Source organism: bacterium SCSIO 12827 (genome assembly GCA_024397995.1).
Taxonomy (GTDB): domain Bacteria; phylum Pseudomonadota; class Alphaproteobacteria; order Rhodospirillales; family Casp-alpha2; genus UBA1479.
Genome location: CP073746.1, coordinates 1,228,452 through 1,245,044 on the forward strand (window position 1 = coordinate 1,228,452; position 16,593 = coordinate 1,245,044).

Below are 16,593 nucleotides of genomic sequence, written 5' to 3' on the forward strand. Positions count from 1 at the left end.
CAGGAGACTAAAATGGCCTACAGCGAAAAAGTCATCGACCATTACGAAAAGCCGCGCAACGTTGGAACGCTGGACAAGAACGACACCAGCGTCGGCACCGGTTTGGTGGGCGCGCCCGCCTGCGGCGACGTCATGAAGCTGCAGATCAAGGTCTCGGAGGAGGGCATCATCGAAGATGCCAAGTTCAAGACCTTCGGTTGCGGTTCGGCCATCGCCTCGTCGTCGCTCATCACCGAGTGGGTGAAGGGCAAGACCATCGAGGAAGCCGGCTCGATCAAGAACACTCAGATTGCCGAGGAACTGGCGCTGCCGCCGGTCAAGATCCATTGCTCCGTGCTGGCGGAAGACGCCATCAAGGCAGCGATCTCAGACTACAAGGCCAAGAAGGGCGCTTGATCCGATCCGCCGGAACGGCAGGGGGTGCTTGCCTCCTGCACGCCGGCGGGGTTAAGCAAAGGCCCAGAACAGAAGTAGGCGACCATGACTGAACGACCACAAATGATGACCATCACGGATCAGGCCGCAGAGCGCGTCAAAGCGCTTTTGGCCAGCCGTGGCAAACCGTCCGCCGGTGTGCGCATCGGCATCCGGACGAAGGGCTGTTCGGGCATGTCCTATACCCTTGAATTCGCGGACGATAAGAACGAGTTCGACGAAGTCGTGGAGGACAAGGGCGTGCGTGTCTTCATCGACCCGAAAGCCACCATGTTCATCATCGGGACCCAAATGGACTTCGTGGAGGACAAGCTGGAATCCGGCTTTACCTTCGAGAACCCGAACGAAAAGGGGCGCTGCGGCTGCGGCGAGTCGTTCCACGTGTGATCACCCGACCGGGGGTAATCCCGGCGCATGAATGCAACTTCTGAATATTCGGCGAAAAGGAAAGTGACGCTGGTGCAAGCGAGAGCAGACGGCGCGGCCCGACGTGATCCCAAAGAGGCCCCCGAGGACCGGATCGTCCAAGCCTGTTGGTCCTGTCAGGGACCGGTGGCGCTGGGCGAACCCTTCTGCTCAAGCTGCAAGGCCGTGCAGCCGCCGGGGCAGGCCGATCATTTCCAGCGTTTGGGCCTGCCGCGTGGGTTCGAAATCGATACCGCAATGCTTGAAAAATCTTATTTCCAAATGCAGCGCCTTCTGCACCCCGATCGTTTCGCCACCCGCACGCCCAAGGAGAAGACCCTGAGCCAGCAACAGGCAACCAGCCTTAACGATGCCTATGAAACCTTGAAAGACCCGTTGGCGCGCGCCGCCTACCTGGCCAACCTGATGGGCCGGGACGTGTTGAAGGAAGACGGCAATGCGCCGGTCGACCCGATGATCCTGATGGAAGCGATGGAAATGCGCGAAGCGCTGGCCGAGGCGGAAACCGCCGAGGACGTGGCTGCTGTGACCAAGCGCGCCCAGGGCGAGATCACGGACTGTGAAAACGAACTGTCCGATGCCTTCGCCGCGGCCGACCTTGAGCAGGCTGCGTCCCTGATCACGCGCCTGAAATACCTGCGCAAGCTGGCCGATGACACGCGTGCCCGCCGTGCCGAGTTGCGCGGAAGGGGCTGAGCCATGGCGCTGTTGCAGATTCACGAGCCGGGCGAAACCCCGGCCCCCCATGAAGGTGACGCCAATGTCGCCGTCGGCATTGACCTGGGCACCACCAATTGCGTGACTGCCGTTGTCGTCGACGGCAAGGCGGAAGTGCTGCGTGACGAAGACGGACAAGCCCTGGTGCCTTCCGTCGTCGCCTATGCGCCTGACGGTTCCCCCATCGTCGGCGGGTTGGCGAAAAGTCTGATCGCCATGCGCCCGGACAGCGTCGTCAGCTCCATCAAACGCCTGATGGGCCGCGGCATCGGCGACATCAAGGCGGTGGCCGGCCATCTGCCGTTTCAGGTCGAACCGTCGGAAGACGGCACCGCCATGGTGCGCATCAACGTCGGCGGCCACAAATTGACCCCGGTGGAGATTTCCGGACATATCCTTACGGCGCTGAAGGAACGGGCCGAAGGCGTGCTTGACCGCGAGGTGACCCGCGCCGTCATCACCGTGCCCGCCTATTTCGACGACGCGGCACGCACGGCGACCAAGGATGCGGCCCGGCTGGCAGGGCTCGAGGTTCTGCGCCTGGTCAACGAACCGACGGCGGCGGCGCTGGCCTATGGCCTGGATAAGGAGGCCGAAGGCCTTTACGCCGTTTACGATCTGGGCGGTGGTACTTTCGACATCTCGCTACTGCGCATGGAAAAGGGCGTGTTCCAGGTTCTGGCGACAAGCGGCGACGCGGCACTTGGCGGTGACGATTTCGACCACGCCATCGCCGAACATTTCCTCAAGGACTGGACCGGTGAAACGCCGGGTGCCGGCGCGGTCAAACAGGCCATCGCCATCGCCCGCCAGGTCAAGGAAGATCTGAGCGATGCGGAAAGCGGTTCCTGGGCGATGGAGATGGGAGACGAACAGCAATCGTTCTCCCTCGACCGCGCGGCCTTCGAGGAATTGATCGCACCCCTGGTTGCCCGTACGCTCAGCATCTGTGAGGACGTTCTGGACGACGCTGAGGTCACACCGGACGACGTCAAGGGCGTGGTCCTGGTCGGTGGCTCGACCCGCGTCCCCCTGGTCCGCCGCAAGGTCGCGGAATTGTTCGGCCGTGAACCGCTGGCCGATATTGATCCGGACGAGGTTGTCGCCGTGGGTGCGGCATTGCAGGCCGAGGCCTTGACGGTGGGCTCGGACACCCTGCTGCTTGATGTCACGCCCCTGTCCCTCGGGATCGAGACCATGGGCGGGCTGACGGAAAAGATCATCCCCCGCAATACGCCGATCCCCGTGGCCAAGGCGCAAGAGTTCACGACCTATCAGGATGGCCAGACCGCCATGGCCGTGCATGTGGTTCAGGGCGAGCGGGAAATGGTCGACCAGAACCGGTCCCTGGCGCGCTTCACCTTGCGCGGCATTCCGCCCATGGTCGCGGGTGCGGCGCGCATCCGCGTGACCTATGCGGTGGATGCCGACGGCTTGATGACCGTCAGTGCCCGCGAGGAAATCACCGGCACGGAGCAGAGCATCGAGGTCAAGCCGTCCTATGGGCTGTCCGAGGACGAGATGTCGCAGATGCTTTACGACAGCATGAAGAATGCCAAGGAAGACATGACGCAGCGTCTGATCGCCGAGGCACGGGTCGAGGCCGGCCGTGCCCTGGGCGCGGTCAAGGCCGCGATGGAGATCGACGGCGATCTGTTGGACGATGGCGAGCGCACGGAAATCACTGCACTTTTGGCGATGACGGAGGCGGCGATCGCCGGCGACGACCGTGACGCCATCAACGGCGCGGTCGAGAAATTGGAAGAAGGCACGCGATCCTTCGCCGAAAAACGCATGGACCGCGGTATCCGCGCGGCCCTGCGCGGTGTCGAGGTCGACCGCCTGGATGAGGCCGCCCACGAACGGGACGATGTCGTGCGCGATTACAACCATGCGCGCAAGTCCGCCGACGTCGGCGACTGACGGAACGAGGAACGAAAAAAATCATGACAAAGATGTTCAAAATGACCTTCGTGCTGCCCGACGGCACGCCCAAGGAAGTCGACGCACCGGAAGGCCTGTCCGTCCTTGAGGTCGCGCACCGCAACGGTATCGACCTGGAAGGCGCCTGCGAAGGCTCGCTTGCCTGTTCGACTTGCCATGTGGTTGTCGATCCGGATTTTTACGCCAAGCTGGATGAGGCGAGCGAGAACGAAGAGGACATGCTCGACCTTGCATTCGGGCTGACCCATACCTCGCGCCTCGGCTGCCAGATCGTCATGAGCGAGGACCTGGACGGCCTCAAGGTGACCTTGCCGAAGGCGACCCGCAACATGATGGTCGACCGCAAGGTCTGACCCGGATTAAGGGAGGTTCCGATGGGACTGCGCTGGACCGACACCATCGACATCGCCATCGAGCTGGAAGAGGCCCATCCCGACGCGGATGTGGTCAACCTGCGATTCACGGACCTGTGGAAATGGGTCCAGGAACTGCCTGGCTTCGACGACGACCCACAGAAATCCAACGAAAAGGTTCTGGAGGCCATTCAGATGGCCTGGCTTGACGAGCGGGATTGACCGTCAGCCGCTTTCCATGACCCGAAGCCGCGCCGCTGGGAAGCGGACGGTGACCGCCGTGCCTTTGCCGGGTTTGCTGTCCAGTTCCAACGTACCGTCGTGCATTTCCGCCAGGTTCTTGACCAGCGGCAACCCCAGGCCGACACCCTTGAAACGCCGTGCAAGGGGGCCTTCGGCCTGGCCGAAGGGGCTGAGGACTTTTTCCCAATCCTTTTCGGCGATGCCGATGCCGGTATCAGAGACACGGATCAGCAGGCCGCCTTCGGCGGTTTTTTCAAGGTCGACCCGCACGGTGCCGTTGTCGGGCGTGAATTTGATCGCGTTCGACATCAGGTTGATGACGATCTGACGCAACCGCCGCTCGTCTCCCATGAACGGAGGCATTGTTGCCAAGTGGGCTTCCAAGGTGATGTTTGCCTGTTTGGCCTCTTCCTCCATCAAGATGACGCAGGCCTCGACCGCAGCGCCGATGTCGAATACTTCCTCCTGAAACTGAATCTCTCCGGCCTCGATCAGGGAAATGTCCAATACGTCACTGATGAGTTCCAGCAGGTGACGTCCCGAGTGTTTGATGTTGGCGATATATTCGGCATATTTCTCGTTGCCCAGGGGGCCGAGGGTGCCCATGCCGATGAGTTCCGAATATCCGATGATCGAATTCAGCGGCGTACGGAATTCATGGCTCATGTTGGCGAGGAATTCGGTCTTGGCGCGGTTGGCGCGTTCGGCTGCTTCCTTGGCTTGGGCTAGGTCCCGTTCCGCGCGCCATTGCTTGGTGATGTTGCGCCCCGTGCCGCGATAGCCCATGAAGGCACCGTCCTTGTCGTAGACGGGCTTGCCGCTGATGGACAGATAGTTGATTTCTCCGTCGGGACGGACGCGGGAATGGATGAAATCGCGGAACGAACGATGTGCCTCCAGGTCGGCGATATGGCTTTTCCAGGGTTCTTCGTCCGGATTGTCCCACAGGGATTCCCGGCGCGACCGGCCCAATAGCTGTTCCGGACGCACGCCCGATGCCCAGTAGAAGCGGTCGGAGAAATAGGAGAAGCGCAGATTCTCGTCCATTTCCCACAGCCAGTCCTGGGAGGCTTCGGCGAAATCACGGAACCGTTCCTCGTTCTCACGCAGGGCCGTGGTGACGGCGATCCATTCGCTGACGTCGCGGCGGATGGTCAGGATACCGCCGTCCTGCAGGCGGTATTCCATGAGTTCGTACCAGATGCCGTTGGCGAACCGGTGTGCCGGCAGGCCCATGGCATTACGGTGACGGTCCAGGCGGATGCGGATGAATTCCTCCTCGCGGCCGACTGCCTGGTCGATCAGGCCGCGGTCCGTATGGGCGCGGACAAGGTCTTCGAACACGGCACCCGGGACATAGATCGCCTTCAGGTCTTCGGGTAGGTATCGCAGGTAGGCCTTGTTGACGAAAACCAGGCGGTCCTCGGCATCGTAGACCACGACACCGTCATCGACCCGTTCCAGGGCGCCGATCAGGGCGGGGGCGGTCTGCGCGGCAGGGCCCCTCGCGGTCGGCAACGGGATGTTTTGCGAACGGGCATGGGCGCGCAGCTGCGCAAGCTCGGCCTCCAGAGCCTCGACCCTGGCGATCAATGCGCTTTCCGTTAGGCTTCGCGGCTCTTTCTTCCCCGGCATCCCGGCCTCTTAGACCTGCTTAGGGCGAAATTCGTGTGTAACCTATTTGCAGACCGAATGACATAGACCGATAGTGCAGGTCGACGTTCCAGTTGATGAGGGGGTTTCATGTCGCTAAGCGAGACCATGTTGTTAAACACGTCCATTCCGCTGCTGGATGCCCTGGCGCTTGCCTGGTTTTTCGCCGGGGCGATGCTTTATACAATGCTTGCCGACCAGATTGCCTGGGGCAAGCGGCCGATGGCGGTCGTGCTGCACGATTATCGCCTGCGCTGGATGGAACGCATGCTGGAGCGCGACAACCGCATGGCCGACGTGCAGATCGTCAATTCCTACATCCGATCGGGTAGTCTGTTCATTTCCACCACGTTGCTGGTATTGGCCGGGATCGTGGCCTTGTTGGGCCAGATCGAGGATCTGCGGGTCATCATCCATGACGTGTCCATGGCCCAGCCGGCATCCCGGCGGCTGATGGAATTCCGCGTGTTCATCCTGGTGCTGGTGTTCGTTTATGCCTTCTTCAAGTTCGCTTGGTGTCTGCGCCAGTTCAATTACACCCTGGTGATGATCGGGGCGGCCCCCCAAGCGGGACAATGCGATGCCGCGATCACGGCCCAGTTCCCGCCCCGCGCGGCGACGATCCTGTCGCGCGCCCAGGACAACTTCAATCGGGGCCTCCGATCTTATTATTTCGCCTTGGCGCTGCTGCCCTGGTTCATTCATCCGCTGATGCTGTTCGGCACGACGGTCTGGGTTCTGCTGGTGCTTTATCGCCGGGATTTCCGCTCCGTCACGTTGAAGACCCTCGATGAACTGGGCGCTGCTGACGAGGCGGCGGCGGACACCAGGGGCGCGCGCACGCCGCCGGTGGCATAGATGCTTTGTGCGGGTGCCTTGTTTCCCCCGGCGAAAGCCCTATATTCCGCCCCATGAGTACTCCCGTGATCGATCTGGCCTTGGGTAAAAACCCTAAGGACACCCGCGTCGTCGTCGCCATGTCCGGCGGTGTCGATAGTTCGACCGCGGCCGCGCTCGTGCGGGAAGCGGGCTACGACGTGGTCGGCATGACCATGCAGTTGTACGACCAGGGTGAACCAAGCCCGGGACAGAAGACCTGCTGTGCCGGCAAGGACATCTTCGACGCGCGCCGCGTCGCCGACCAACTGGGTTTTCCCCATTACGTCCTGAACTACGAAAGCCGGTTCAAGGACCAAGTCATGGACGATTTCGCCGACACCTATCTGCGCGGCGAAACGCCCATTCCCTGCGTGCGCTGCAATCAGACGGTGAAGTTCAAGGACATGCTGGGCCAGGCCCGCGAACTGGGCGCCGACGCCCTGGTGACCGGCCATTACGTGCGCCGCGTGCAGGGAGAGGCGGGGTCCGAGCTGCACCGCGCCGCCGATGCCTCCAAGGACCAGAGCTACTTCCTGTTCGCCACCACGGGCGCGCAGTTGGATTTTCTGCGCTTTCCGCTGGGCGGCATGGACAAGGCGGAAACCCGCGCCCATGCGACACGCCTGGGGCTGGCGGTTGCGGATAAGCCGGAAAGCATGGACATCTGTTTCGTGCCCGACGGTAATTATGCCCGCATCGTTGAACGCCTGCGCCCGGAAGCCCATGACCCCGGCGACATCGTCGATCAGACGGGCAAGGTGCTGGGCCGCCACGACGGCATCATCCACTTCACGGTCGGCCAGCGAAAAGGCATCGGCATCGGCGGGATGGGCGATCCGCTTTATGTGCTTCGGCTGGAACCCGAAACCCGGCGCGTCGTCGTCGGGCCCAAGGCCGCCTTGGGCCGGGAAAGCCTGAACGTGCACGAGGTCAATTGGCTGGGCGACGGTCCCTTGCGGGCCAAGGTGCATCGGGTCGAGGTCAAGATCAGATCGATGTTCAAACCCGTGGCTGCCACCCTGTTCGGCACCGGCGACGATACGGCCGCCGTCACTTTCGATGAACCGCAGAACGGTGTGGCGCCCGGCCAAGCCTGCGTGTTCTATCAGGGCGACCGTGTGCTTGGCGGTGGCTGGATCGCGCGCTAGGCGGCACCGCTCAGCCCGGCCAGACGATGGCCACGATCATGGAAACTCCGGAAAACATCAGCAGCGCCAGGACGACCTGATTGAACGAGCTGTCGCCGAGGCGGCCGTAGATTTTGCGCCCGATCCAGGAACCGGCGACCGTGGCGGGGAAGGCGATCAGGGCCACCCGCCCGACTTCCAGCGTCATGAATCCGCCGATTGCCTGGGTGACCACGGCAAGCAGCAGGATCGCCGTGTTGTAGCCTTGGAACACGCCCCGTTTTTCGTCCTTGGACCAGCCGCCCAGGGTCGCCCAGATGGTCGGCAGTGGCCCGGACAGGCCCGTCAGGCCGCCCAACACCCCACCGCCCAGGCCGACGATGGCATTGGCCAGCTTGCCGCCCCAGGCAAGCTTGGGCGCGGATCGCTGCGCCAGGGTGAAGGCGCAATAGAGCACCAGGAAGATCGCGAAGAACAGCTTGAAGCCGTCGACCGAAACCATCGGCAGGATCATCGTGCCGAGCGGCACGCCGACCACGCCACCGACGATAAACGGCAGAACGCGCGGCCAGGAAATGGCATGCCAGATCGCTGGCAGGGTGAAGAATTGGGAGATCAGCGAACAGATGACAACCAGAGGAGCGGCGACCGCCGGCTCGATCACCGTCAGCCAGACCGCCAGCGCCGTCAAACCGGTCCCGAACCCGGTTAGCCCCGATACGAAGCCGCCCGCAAGCGCGCCGGCCAGGATGGTGATTTCCAACAAGCCCATTAGTGTTCCTTCGTCTGGGGGGGGGGAGCCCGAACGCTATGAGGGAACGGGGGGAAAGGCTAGGGCCATTGGTTCGCTTTCCGCCGTACCATTCACGCTTTGCGCTGCCGTCAGTCCCACAGCCATTTGAGGCAGGGATCAGCGGGAAAAATCAAACGTGAGCATACGGGGAGGGCTGTCGCCGGCAGGGCTTTTCAAAAATACCTTCAGGTTATGCCGGCCGGGGGGCAAGTCGCGCAGGGTGATATAGCGATGAGCGGCGGTCTCCAACCAGCCCAAGGGTGTTTCCCGCCAATCGTCGTCGTTCAACTTCCAATGGATGACTGTCTCGTGCCCCATGGCGTTGGCGCGGATCTGAATGGTGGCCTTATCAGACGTAGTCGTTTGAAGGCGGACATCGTGAAGAAGCGGCGTATCGTCGGCGGGAATGGAAATGCTACCCATCTCGCCTTGTTCCACCTTGTTCCGACTGCGGCATGTCACCCGATAGTATACGGTCGACCCGGGGTGCAGCCCTGCGATTTCCTCGCTGACAGATACCGGAACCGTGCTGGGCGGCGGGACATAATCCGCCGCGAACAGCTCAACGGCCTCCAACCCGAGGCCGTCGGTGGTGGCTCCCTCCAGAAATTCGAGAAAGAACGCCTCACAGGGACCGACGCCGGGAAGGCGGATAACAAGCTGACGCAGACCGGTAAGGGGATCGTTGTCGCAGGGCAAATCGATTTCCCATGAATGGGTTTGTCCATCCGCCGTTGTGACGCCGATCCGACATTTCCGCGTGGGCCAGACCACATCCTGATGCAGCACCAGGGTGCTGATGCTCCAGGGTTTGGCCAGGCGCCAGTGAAACACCAGCGGCTTGGTCACGGGGCCTTTGTGGAACCATCCGCCGTCGGGGTCGCCGCGCCGGCCGTTCGTGAGATTTGCAGGGTCGCATACAGCGGCGTCGGGGCTTTCGATCAGCGTAGTGCCGCTGTCCGGATGTAGGATGCTGTTGTCTCGGTATTTCAGAATAGCTTGCTTGATGCTTATACGGCCGGTCGGGGTGTCCCGCCAGTCGCCGAACGGTGCCATAAAGACGAAATTGCCGACATGCCGGGACAGGACTTCATCGAGCGAGCCGTGCTGATAGCGTTCGAAATTGGCCTGCTCCTGCGGGTTGTTGCCGAATGCGGTCCATGCTGCCGGGTCGGACGATAGGCGGAAGGTGACCTGGATGTCATCGCTGCCGCCCCCGGCCCCCAAGTCCACAGGTTGGGCAGTTAGCATCCAATAGACGGAGGTGTTCCCCAGCCCGAGGCAGTGCAGGAAATCTTTGGCATCGAAATTTTCGGTCTTGAGACTGAGTAACAGTTCAGCGTCACGCAGATCCGACGATTCATAGGGATGGATTTCTTGGTTGCCGTCGATCTGGCAGCTGTTCGGGTGTAGCCCGAAGACCAGTTCCATGAAGCCAAGCCCGGATATGTGATTGGGATCTTTGCCGAACGGCCAATCCAGGACATATGCTTCCGTATCCGGTGCCCAGAACAGGCGCCCGGCATAGAGCGAATAGACTGCAGGTGTCCAGTGGGGGGAGGTTACGAATTCGGCATTCAATTTTCCGGGCACGGGTCGCCACGGGGTTGAGAACGTCAAACCGTCTGGCGAATTCCCATATTCGAAACGGTATTCAGCACCGTCTTCTGATGACGCCACTGTCCCCGATGCCGTGATGCGGGATGTGCCGATCTCGGACGCACCGAGAATTCCCCTCGCTGTGGCATTCTCGTGCGCGGGTTCGACGACTGACACGTTCCCCTGATTCAACCGCCGCCGGGAGATGTCTGCGATACACGACCGGTGCCGGGCCCGGTGCGCGTCAGCTTCTTCCGATGATAGAAACAGGGATGGATGGCCGCCGGCCTGCCAGCTCAAGTGATGGCCATCAGCGATACAGCGCTGTGCTGCGCGGATTGTTTCGCGCAGATGCTCCAGGTCGCGCGTAAATAGATATCCCCAGCATAGCCGCCCCCAGGCGGGCGCCCGGTCCGGGAAGCGGGCACAGAGAAATTCATAATGCGGAATGCACTCGGCATAACGCTTTTGTTGGTAGAACAGTTCGGCAAGGTGGTCGTGTGCGGCTTCGTGTTCGGGCTGATCCTTCAGCAGGATCAGCAGCAGAGCCTCCGAAACGTCGTGGAGCCCCAAGGGTAAGGCGCCGGCCACAAGGTTCTCAAGGGATAGAGATGGGTTGGCATCAAGAAACTCCCGGACCACTTCGTCCGCATTTCCGTTTCGAATGCCTTGGATTAATGCATCGGTATCCATGTGCCTTCCGCGCTTTTTTCGTCCTCTTCTATCCCTCCGCCGGGCTCTCAGCGGCGGCGCGTATGCTGATGCCCATATCGCCATCGGCCAAGGCCTCGCGGGCCTTTTCCTGCTGTTGTTGACGGGCCCACATGTCTGCGTAGCGCCCATTTTTCTTCAGCAGGTCCGGATGGCTGCCGCGTTCAACGATGTGTCCGGCTTCCAGCACCAGGATTTCGTCGGCATCAACCACGGTCGACAGACGGTGCGCCACGGTGACGGTAGTGCGGTCCTTGGATACGGTCTTCAACGCTTGGACGATGTCCTGTTCCGTGCGCGAGTCGAGCGCCGAGGTTGCCTCGTCAAAGATCAGGATCGCCGGTGCCTTCAGCACTGTGCGTGCGATGGCCACGCGTTGTTTTTCGCCGCCGGACAGTTTCAGCCCCCGTTCGCCGACCGTGGACTGATAGCCGTCGGGCAGGGCCATGATGAAGTCGTGGATCTGCGCCGTGCGGGCGGCACCCTCGACTTCGGCCGGGCTGGCGCCGGGGCGGCCGTAGGCGATGTTATAAAACACCGTGTCGTTGAACAGCACCGTGTCCTGAGGGACCATGCCGATGGCGGCGCGCAGGGACACCTGGGTCAGGTCACGGACGTCCTGGCCGTCGATGGTGATGCGCCCGCCGGACACGTCATAGAACCGGAACAGCAGGCGTGAGATGGTCGACTTGCCGGAGCCCGAGGGGCCGACGATGGCGACAGTTTTGCCCGCCGGCACGGTAAAGGAAATGTCGTTCAGAACCTCGCGCCGGGCATCATAGGCGAAGGACACGTTCTCGAACCGCAGTTCACCGCCCTTGATCGCCAGCGGGGCTGCGCCGGGGGTGTCGGCGACTTCGGGGTTTTCATCAAGCAGACGGAACATCTGTTCCATGTCGATCAGCGATTGTTTGATCTCGCGATAGACGAACCCCAGGAAGTTGAGCGGCATGTACAGCTGAATCAGGTAGGCGTTGACCATGGCGAAGTCGCCGATGGTCATGGTGCCGGCAACCACGCCCTCTGCGGCCATCCACATGATTATCGTCAGGCCGACGGCGATGATGGCGCCTTGGCCGATGTTGAGCAGGGCCAGGGAGGTGTTGGACTTCACCGCCGCGTCCTCATAGCGCGCCAGGGCCTTGTCGAAACGCCTGCTTTCGTGATCCTCGTTGCCGAAGTACTTCACCGTCTCGAAGTTCAGCAGACTGTCGATGGCCTTGGTGTTGGCCTCGTTGTCGGTGTCGTTCATGGTGCGGCGGAACTGGATACGCCATTCCGTGACGGCCAATGTCCAGAAGATGTAGATGCCGATGGTCAGGAACGCGACCAACGCCATCCAAATGCCGAACAGGTACCACAGGATGCCGCAGGTCAGGACGACCTCGACCAGGGTCGGGACGACGTTGAACAGCATGAAGCGGAGCAAGAATTCAATGCCCTTGGTGCCGCGTTCCACCGCGCGGCTGACGCCGCCGGTTTTGCGGTCCAGGTGGAAGCGCAGGCTGAGCCGGTGCAGGTGGCGGAAGGTCTTGAGCCCGGCCTGGCGAATGGCGCGTTGGGCGACCTTGGCGAACACGGCATCGCGCAGTTCGCCCAGGGCCTGGGACAGCACGCGGGCGACACCATAAGCGACCAGAATCATGACCGGCACGACGATCACCGCGCCGTCCTTCATGTCCAGGGCGTCGATCGCCTGCTTGTAGACGTAAGGGACGGCGACGCTGGCACCCTTGGCCGCGGCAAGAAAGACCATCGCGAGCACGACGCGCAGACGCAAGGATGTTTCCCCCGGGGGCCATAAGTAGGGCGCCAGGGTCTTGATGGTCTGCCAGTCGTTCCGGCGGGGGCTATTGGCGGGGTCAGCGTGATCGCGCCGCATGGGCCGTGTCATCCTGAAAAAGAAGTCGGTTCATATAGTTGGGTTTACGCGGGCCGATCGCAAGCAACGATGTCGACTAAAGTCATATAAGGAACGCCGAATAATCCGTGTATAAGCCGGGTCAATTGGACAAACAGTCAAATAACGCACCACGAAAACGTGTCGCGGTGTTCAGGTTTTTGTCAGTTTAAGCTGTAGGATTGCCCTAGGGGGCAAAAGTTTGGATAGTGGCCCATGAGCCTTGAAACGAGTTGGGAAAGCGTCCCGGCATCCGCCGGTCATAAAGCATCGATGAGCGACGGATACGACTTCAGCGCATTGCGGATTTTGGTGGTGGACGACAGCTTCCACATGCGGGAGCTTGTGCGCACCTTCCTTGAAGGATTCGGAATCAAGGAAGTCACGGTGTCGTCGGATGCCGAGGAAGCTTATGACCTTGTGGTCAACATGGACCCGGACCTGATCATCACCGATTGGAACATGGCGCCGGTGTCGGGGTTGGAGTTCGTTGAGCGCATCCGCAAGGGCGCCAACGTGCCCAATCGGTTTGTGCCGATCATCATGCTGACCGGTTACACGGAAATGAAGCGGGTCGAGGAAGCGCGCGACGCCGGCATCAATTCCTTTCTGGCCAAGCCGATCTCGGCAGCGTCCCTGTACAAGCGTTTGGTCACTTCGGTGCAGGACAAGCGCCAATACGTGGAATCCACGGGCGGATATTTCGGCCCGGATCGTCGGTCGACCAAGCGGCGCGAATTTCGCGGCAAAGAACGACGCGGCGGGGCATAAGCACAATCATGGCAGAAACCCGCTTCCTGAAGCCGCAGAAGCACATCAGCCAGAAGGTTCGTCCCGGTGGGCCGTCCATGGAACAGGCGATCCTGCAGGCGGTGAATGCCGCCGACGACCTGATCGGGCAATATCAGGGTTGGGCGGTCGATGACCTGGAAAAACTCTGGCAGTCCTTTGTCGAGACCTCACGGTCCGGGCGGGCCGACCCGGCGCGGCTCAAGCAGCTTTACGACATGACGCACGAGGCCCGCGGGCAGGGCGGCAGCTTCGGCTTTCCCCTGATTTCCGTGGTCGGTGATTCGATGTGCAAGTATTTGGAAGGGCGGCCACGCCTGAAGGCCCGCGATCTTGATGTCATTCGCGTTCACATCATGGCCATGAAGGCCGTGTTCCGGCAGGGCCTGAAAGGCCATCAGGGGGCGCTGAGCAAGGAACTGCACGAACTTCTCGGCATGTTCCGCGCCAAGGTCGCGCAACAGCAGGCCGGCTGACGCCGGCCCGCCGCCGCATCCTCAAGAGTATTCCTTAGAATTCAGCCCGTTCGAGAAACCCGGTCTGCGCCAGATGGGCGTCGAAGATCAGGTAGTCGCGCACCTTGTAGCGGCGCGCCAGTTCCCGTTCGGCGGCCTTGAAGGGGTTTTCGCCCCGCCGCGCGGCAAATGTCCGCGTCATGCGGCGACCGAGCGCCTGGTTCTTCAGAACGGGATAGTAGGTAACCTCGACCGTTTCCCGGTCGGGTTGGTCGAAGCCGGTGTCCGGCTGCGGGAGGGCTTGGGCTTGGTGGTGGGCGTTCATGGCAAACTCCAATCTGACTCCCAAAATGTTCTTATTTTGTTCTCATGTCAAGAGCCTGTGGATAACTACGCTTGCAGGGCCTCATATTCAATAGGCCTTAAGTATGTATATCCTCCGTATAGGGTATATGCGGCATAATTATGACCATTAGGCACTATATATTGTGTTTATGCGCAGAGAGGGGATGTGGCCTGTCAGATTCGCATGACGAACAGACATGGCGCCGCTGCTGGCGGGGGCCGGTGCGGTCCGTTTCGGCCGCCGGAACGGACGGATTCGCGAGGTTCCGTTAGCGGGATGGGGTGCTGCGGGCCGCGTGGGCCAGGCGGTCGACCGCTTCCGGGTGGGGGTCGTAGGCGCCGGTCCGGATGTAATGCTCGATGGTCGGGCACATGCGTGTGGCGAAGACGTCCTGCGGCATGCCGTCGTGGGCTTGGCGGGCGTTGTTCCGGCCGGGTGTCAGCAGATCAAGGATCCGCGTCGCGTCGGTGATGATGGCGGCGTGACGTGCCTGCCAGCGTACGATGTCGCGACGCATGTCGGTGGCGCAATCGCGCTTTGCGCGGGTCAGCACGCTGTCGTAGCTGTCGATCATCGCCGCGTAGACGAAGGCTTTTTGCGTGTCGGTCAGGCGAATGGTGTCGGGCACGCGGCCGTCCGGCATCAGGGTCAACTTGGCCGGAATGCCGCGCCGGGTGAACGCGGCCGGGTTCCAGTCGTAGGCTCCGTCAGGGGCGGTTGCCGGCTCATCCATGGCGGGCGCTGCCGCTTGCGGGGCGACGGAGGGATGGTCGACGATGATGCCGAGGAGCACCCGCAGGACGCCGAGAAACAGGATGCCTAATATTAAGAACCGTTCAATTGGTGTCATTGAACGACTTTAGGGAAATTGGTCGGAAATGGCGATGGTATGGCACGCGAAATCGAAGATTATCGGCGTCGGGTTCGGACAAGCACCATGCCGATGCTGACAAACGCCGCCAGGATGGTTGCCCAGCGCAGCCAATGGAACGTGTAGCCGCGTTGCAGCCCGATATAGAGCGTTGGTTCCAGCAGATAGCGCTGTAGACGATATGCCAGTTTTGTCGCGAACGGCGGGTTTATTTGATGAACGAACCGGTCATGCGCCCCCCAATATTGCAGGATTGCATTGCGTGTGAATACGCCGGCCAAGCTATGGCGAATGTCGGCGGAAAGCGGCGCGCGGGCTTCTCCGGATGCGGCGAGTTGGGTCGGCCATTTCGCCGCCGTATCCGATAGGGCGCCGCTGGAAATCAGGAACAGCATGTCGGCGGCGTTCAGCACGCCGCCGTCAGACCCGGTCAGATAGTCGATATTGTGGCTGAGGTCCGAGTAGGCCCAACGGCCCTGTTCGGCGACGAAGCTTTCCGTGAACGCATGACTGCTCATAAGGACACCGTCGATGGTCCGGCCAGACCACACCAATCGTGTCGGAACCCCGGCAACGTTCAACAGAAAGGCTTTCATCAAGGCGCGTTGGCGGCAGAACAGGGGAATTCCTTCTCCCTCGGCCACATTCAGAACCTGCATCGGCGACATGGTATCCAGATCGGCGGGAGGTTGGCCTGATTTTATGCGCGCTGTAAGGCCGACCGAGACGGCGGTAATTTTCTCACGCGATGTCATGTCCGGCGTGATGCCGATGCGTTTGAGGAATTGTTGGGCCTGTGCCGTGTCGGCGGCGGGATAATCCTCAAGCGGTGGTATCCAGCGTGTGAAATCGGGGCCGGCCTGTTGTGCGACCTCCAGAGGCGCACGATATAGATTGATCAAATCCGGGTGCGGCGCATCTGTCGGTGCATCGGCCTGCGGCGTAAAGGCGATATCGAATTCCAGGGGGCGCGGAATGATCAAACCGGGGCAATCCTGGGGATCAACCCGATATATGTGGCGGCCCGGCACGAGGGGGATGACAGGAACCGGACTGTCGATGGTTTGCGTTGTGCCGTCGCCGCGGACAACCCGCCAGCGCCCGCACATGCCGGCGTTGGTCAGAAGGACGGTCAGGCGGTTGCCGTTTTTATCGAAACCGGAAATGCGGGCCCCTGCAGAGGGTGGTGGGGCGTAAATCTCGCCAAGGGTCGCAGGCTGATATTCAAGCCACAGGAGATCGCCGCGAAAGACGAAGACGGCGATTGCGGCGGCACCGCTTATGCAGGCGGAAAGAAACCAGAACGGTGCGGCGGCGTAAGCCTTTCTGAGGGGCGTTGGCAAGACTGTTCG

At 61.5% G+C, this 16,593-nt stretch carries 17 protein-coding genes; 10 read left to right on the forward strand and 7 right to left on the reverse strand.

All coding sequences use genetic code 11. The features are described 5' to 3' along the window. Nucleotides 1-12: 12 nt before the first annotated feature. The 6 genes from iscU (at nucleotide 13) to iscX (ending at nucleotide 4,097) form a co-directional block, all read left to right on the forward strand. Nucleotides 13-396: a Fe-S cluster assembly scaffold IscU gene (iscU, locus tag KFF05_05750; protein UTW52864.1), complete on the forward strand. Its 384-nt coding sequence runs from the start codon at nucleotides 13-15 to the stop codon at nucleotides 394-396. Between the two features lie 105 nt (nucleotides 397-501). Beyond that, the gene (locus tag KFF05_05755; GenBank protein ID UTW53599.1) at nucleotides 502-822 is read left to right on the forward strand and encodes an iron-sulfur cluster assembly accessory protein; all 321 of its coding nucleotides are present in this window, start codon (nucleotides 502-504) and stop codon (nucleotides 820-822) included. A 27-nt stretch (nucleotides 823-849) separates the two neighbouring features. Further along, nucleotides 850-1,557: a Fe-S protein assembly co-chaperone HscB gene (hscB, locus tag KFF05_05760; GenBank protein ID UTW52865.1), complete on the forward strand. Its 708-nt coding sequence runs from the start codon at nucleotides 850-852 to the stop codon at nucleotides 1,555-1,557. Between the two features lie 3 nt (nucleotides 1,558-1,560). Continuing rightward, nucleotides 1,561-3,501: a Fe-S protein assembly chaperone HscA gene (gene hscA, locus KFF05_05765; protein UTW52866.1), complete on the forward strand. Its 1,941-nt coding sequence runs from the start codon at nucleotides 1,561-1,563 to the stop codon at nucleotides 3,499-3,501. Between the two features lie 32 nt (nucleotides 3,502-3,533). Then, nucleotides 3,534-3,875, forward strand: coding sequence for a ferredoxin family 2Fe-2S iron-sulfur cluster binding protein (locus KFF05_05770; protein ID UTW53600.1), 342 nt, complete (start codon nucleotides 3,534-3,536; stop codon nucleotides 3,873-3,875). A gap of 21 nt (nucleotides 3,876-3,896) precedes the next feature. Then, nucleotides 3,897-4,097: a Fe-S cluster assembly protein IscX gene (gene iscX, locus KFF05_05775; protein UTW52867.1), complete on the forward strand. Its 201-nt coding sequence runs from the start codon at nucleotides 3,897-3,899 to the stop codon at nucleotides 4,095-4,097. A gap of 3 nt (nucleotides 4,098-4,100) precedes the next feature. Here iscX and KFF05_05780 read toward each other — a convergent pair whose 3' ends face one another. Further along, nucleotides 4,101-5,753, reverse strand: a complete 1,653-nt coding sequence (locus tag KFF05_05780; protein ID UTW52868.1) for a PAS domain S-box protein — start codon at nucleotides 5,751-5,753, stop codon at nucleotides 4,101-4,103. 108 nt (nucleotides 5,754-5,861) lie between these two features. Here KFF05_05780 and KFF05_05785 point away from each other — a divergent pair, with 108 nt between their 5' ends. Then, nucleotides 5,862-6,629 (forward strand): DUF599 domain-containing protein, encoded by a 768-nt coding sequence (locus tag KFF05_05785; protein ID UTW52869.1) that lies wholly within the window; start codon nucleotides 5,862-5,864, stop codon nucleotides 6,627-6,629. Nucleotides 6,630-6,682: 53 nt separating this feature from the next. Next, nucleotides 6,683-7,798: a tRNA 2-thiouridine(34) synthase MnmA gene (gene mnmA / locus KFF05_05790; GenBank protein ID UTW52870.1), complete on the forward strand. Its 1,116-nt coding sequence runs from the start codon at nucleotides 6,683-6,685 to the stop codon at nucleotides 7,796-7,798. A 10-nt stretch (nucleotides 7,799-7,808) separates the two neighbouring features. Here the strand turns inward: mnmA and KFF05_05795 are convergent, their stop codons facing one another. The 3 genes from KFF05_05795 to KFF05_05805 form a co-directional block, all read right to left on the reverse strand. Next, nucleotides 7,809-8,549: a sulfite exporter TauE/SafE family protein gene (locus KFF05_05795; GenBank protein ID UTW52871.1), complete on the reverse strand. Its 741-nt coding sequence runs from the start codon at nucleotides 8,547-8,549 to the stop codon at nucleotides 7,809-7,811. Between the two features lie 138 nt (nucleotides 8,550-8,687). Further along, the gene (locus tag KFF05_05800; protein UTW52872.1) at nucleotides 8,688-10,862 is read right to left on the reverse strand and encodes a hypothetical protein; all 2,175 of its coding nucleotides are present in this window, start codon (nucleotides 10,860-10,862) and stop codon (nucleotides 8,688-8,690) included. Between the two features lie 28 nt (nucleotides 10,863-10,890). After that, nucleotides 10,891-12,762 carry an ABC transporter ATP-binding protein/permease gene (locus KFF05_05805; GenBank protein ID UTW52873.1) on the reverse strand — a complete coding sequence of 624 codons (1,872 nt, stop codon included), beginning with the start codon at nucleotides 12,760-12,762 and terminating at the stop codon, nucleotides 10,891-10,893. Between the two features lie 234 nt (nucleotides 12,763-12,996). Here KFF05_05805 and KFF05_05810 point away from each other — a divergent pair, with 234 nt between their 5' ends. Next, nucleotides 12,997-13,551, forward strand: a complete 555-nt coding sequence (locus KFF05_05810; GenBank protein UTW52874.1) for a response regulator — start codon at nucleotides 12,997-12,999, stop codon at nucleotides 13,549-13,551. Between the two features lie 8 nt (nucleotides 13,552-13,559). After that, the gene (locus tag KFF05_05815; protein ID UTW52875.1) at nucleotides 13,560-14,045 is read left to right on the forward strand and encodes a hypothetical protein; all 486 of its coding nucleotides are present in this window, start codon (nucleotides 13,560-13,562) and stop codon (nucleotides 14,043-14,045) included. A 34-nt stretch (nucleotides 14,046-14,079) separates the two neighbouring features. On the opposite strand, the gene KFF05_05820 is transcribed toward KFF05_05815, so the two are convergent. From KFF05_05820 to KFF05_05830, 3 genes are all read right to left on the reverse strand, one after another. Further along, the gene (locus tag KFF05_05820; GenBank protein ID UTW52876.1) at nucleotides 14,080-14,349 is read right to left on the reverse strand and encodes a hypothetical protein; all 270 of its coding nucleotides are present in this window, start codon (nucleotides 14,347-14,349) and stop codon (nucleotides 14,080-14,082) included. Nucleotides 14,350-14,638: 289 nt separating this feature from the next. Continuing rightward, on the reverse strand, nucleotides 14,639-15,220 hold the full coding sequence (locus tag KFF05_05825; protein ID UTW52877.1) for a hypothetical protein: 582 nt from the start codon (nucleotides 15,218-15,220) through the stop codon (nucleotides 14,639-14,641). A 59-nt stretch (nucleotides 15,221-15,279) separates the two neighbouring features. Beyond that, complete coding sequence (locus KFF05_05830) at nucleotides 15,280-16,584, reverse strand: hypothetical protein (protein ID UTW52878.1); 1,305 nt, start codon at nucleotides 16,582-16,584, stop codon at nucleotides 15,280-15,282. Between the last annotated feature and the right edge of the window lie 9 nt (nucleotides 16,585-16,593).

Coding starts and splice junctions, on each gene's coding strand:
- KFF05_05815 (UTW52875.1), top strand. CDS start 13,560: ATGGCAGAAACCCGCTTCCTGAAGCCGCAGAAGCACATCAGCCAGAAG.
- KFF05_05770 (UTW53600.1), top strand. CDS start 3,534: ATGTTCAAAATGACCTTCGTGCTGCCCGACGGCACGCCCAAGGAAGTC.
- KFF05_05825 (UTW52877.1), bottom strand. CDS start 15,220: ATGACACCAATTGAACGGTTCTTAATATTAGGCATCCTGTTTCTCGGC.
- iscU (UTW52864.1), top strand. CDS start 13: ATGGCCTACAGCGAAAAAGTCATCGACCATTACGAAAAGCCGCGCAAC.
- KFF05_05785 (UTW52869.1), top strand. CDS start 5,862: ATGTCGCTAAGCGAGACCATGTTGTTAAACACGTCCATTCCGCTGCTG.
- iscX (UTW52867.1), top strand. CDS start 3,897: ATGGGACTGCGCTGGACCGACACCATCGACATCGCCATCGAGCTGGAA.
- KFF05_05800 (UTW52872.1), bottom strand. CDS start 10,862: ATGGATACCGATGCATTAATCCAAGGCATTCGAAACGGAAATGCGGAC.
- KFF05_05820 (UTW52876.1), bottom strand. CDS start 14,349: ATGAACGCCCACCACCAAGCCCAAGCCCTCCCGCAGCCGGACACCGGC.
- KFF05_05795 (UTW52871.1), bottom strand. CDS start 8,549: ATGGGCTTGTTGGAAATCACCATCCTGGCCGGCGCGCTTGCGGGCGGC.
- mnmA (UTW52870.1), top strand. CDS start 6,683: ATGAGTACTCCCGTGATCGATCTGGCCTTGGGTAAAAACCCTAAGGAC.
- KFF05_05780 (UTW52868.1), bottom strand. CDS start 5,753: ATGCCGGGGAAGAAAGAGCCGCGAAGCCTAACGGAAAGCGCATTGATC.
- KFF05_05755 (UTW53599.1), top strand. CDS start 502: ATGACCATCACGGATCAGGCCGCAGAGCGCGTCAAAGCGCTTTTGGCC.
- KFF05_05810 (UTW52874.1), top strand. CDS start 12,997: ATGAGCCTTGAAACGAGTTGGGAAAGCGTCCCGGCATCCGCCGGTCAT.
- hscA (UTW52866.1), top strand. CDS start 1,561: ATGGCGCTGTTGCAGATTCACGAGCCGGGCGAAACCCCGGCCCCCCAT.
- KFF05_05805 (UTW52873.1), bottom strand. CDS start 12,762: ATGCGGCGCGATCACGCTGACCCCGCCAATAGCCCCCGCCGGAACGAC.
- hscB (UTW52865.1), top strand. CDS start 850: ATGAATGCAACTTCTGAATATTCGGCGAAAAGGAAAGTGACGCTGGTG.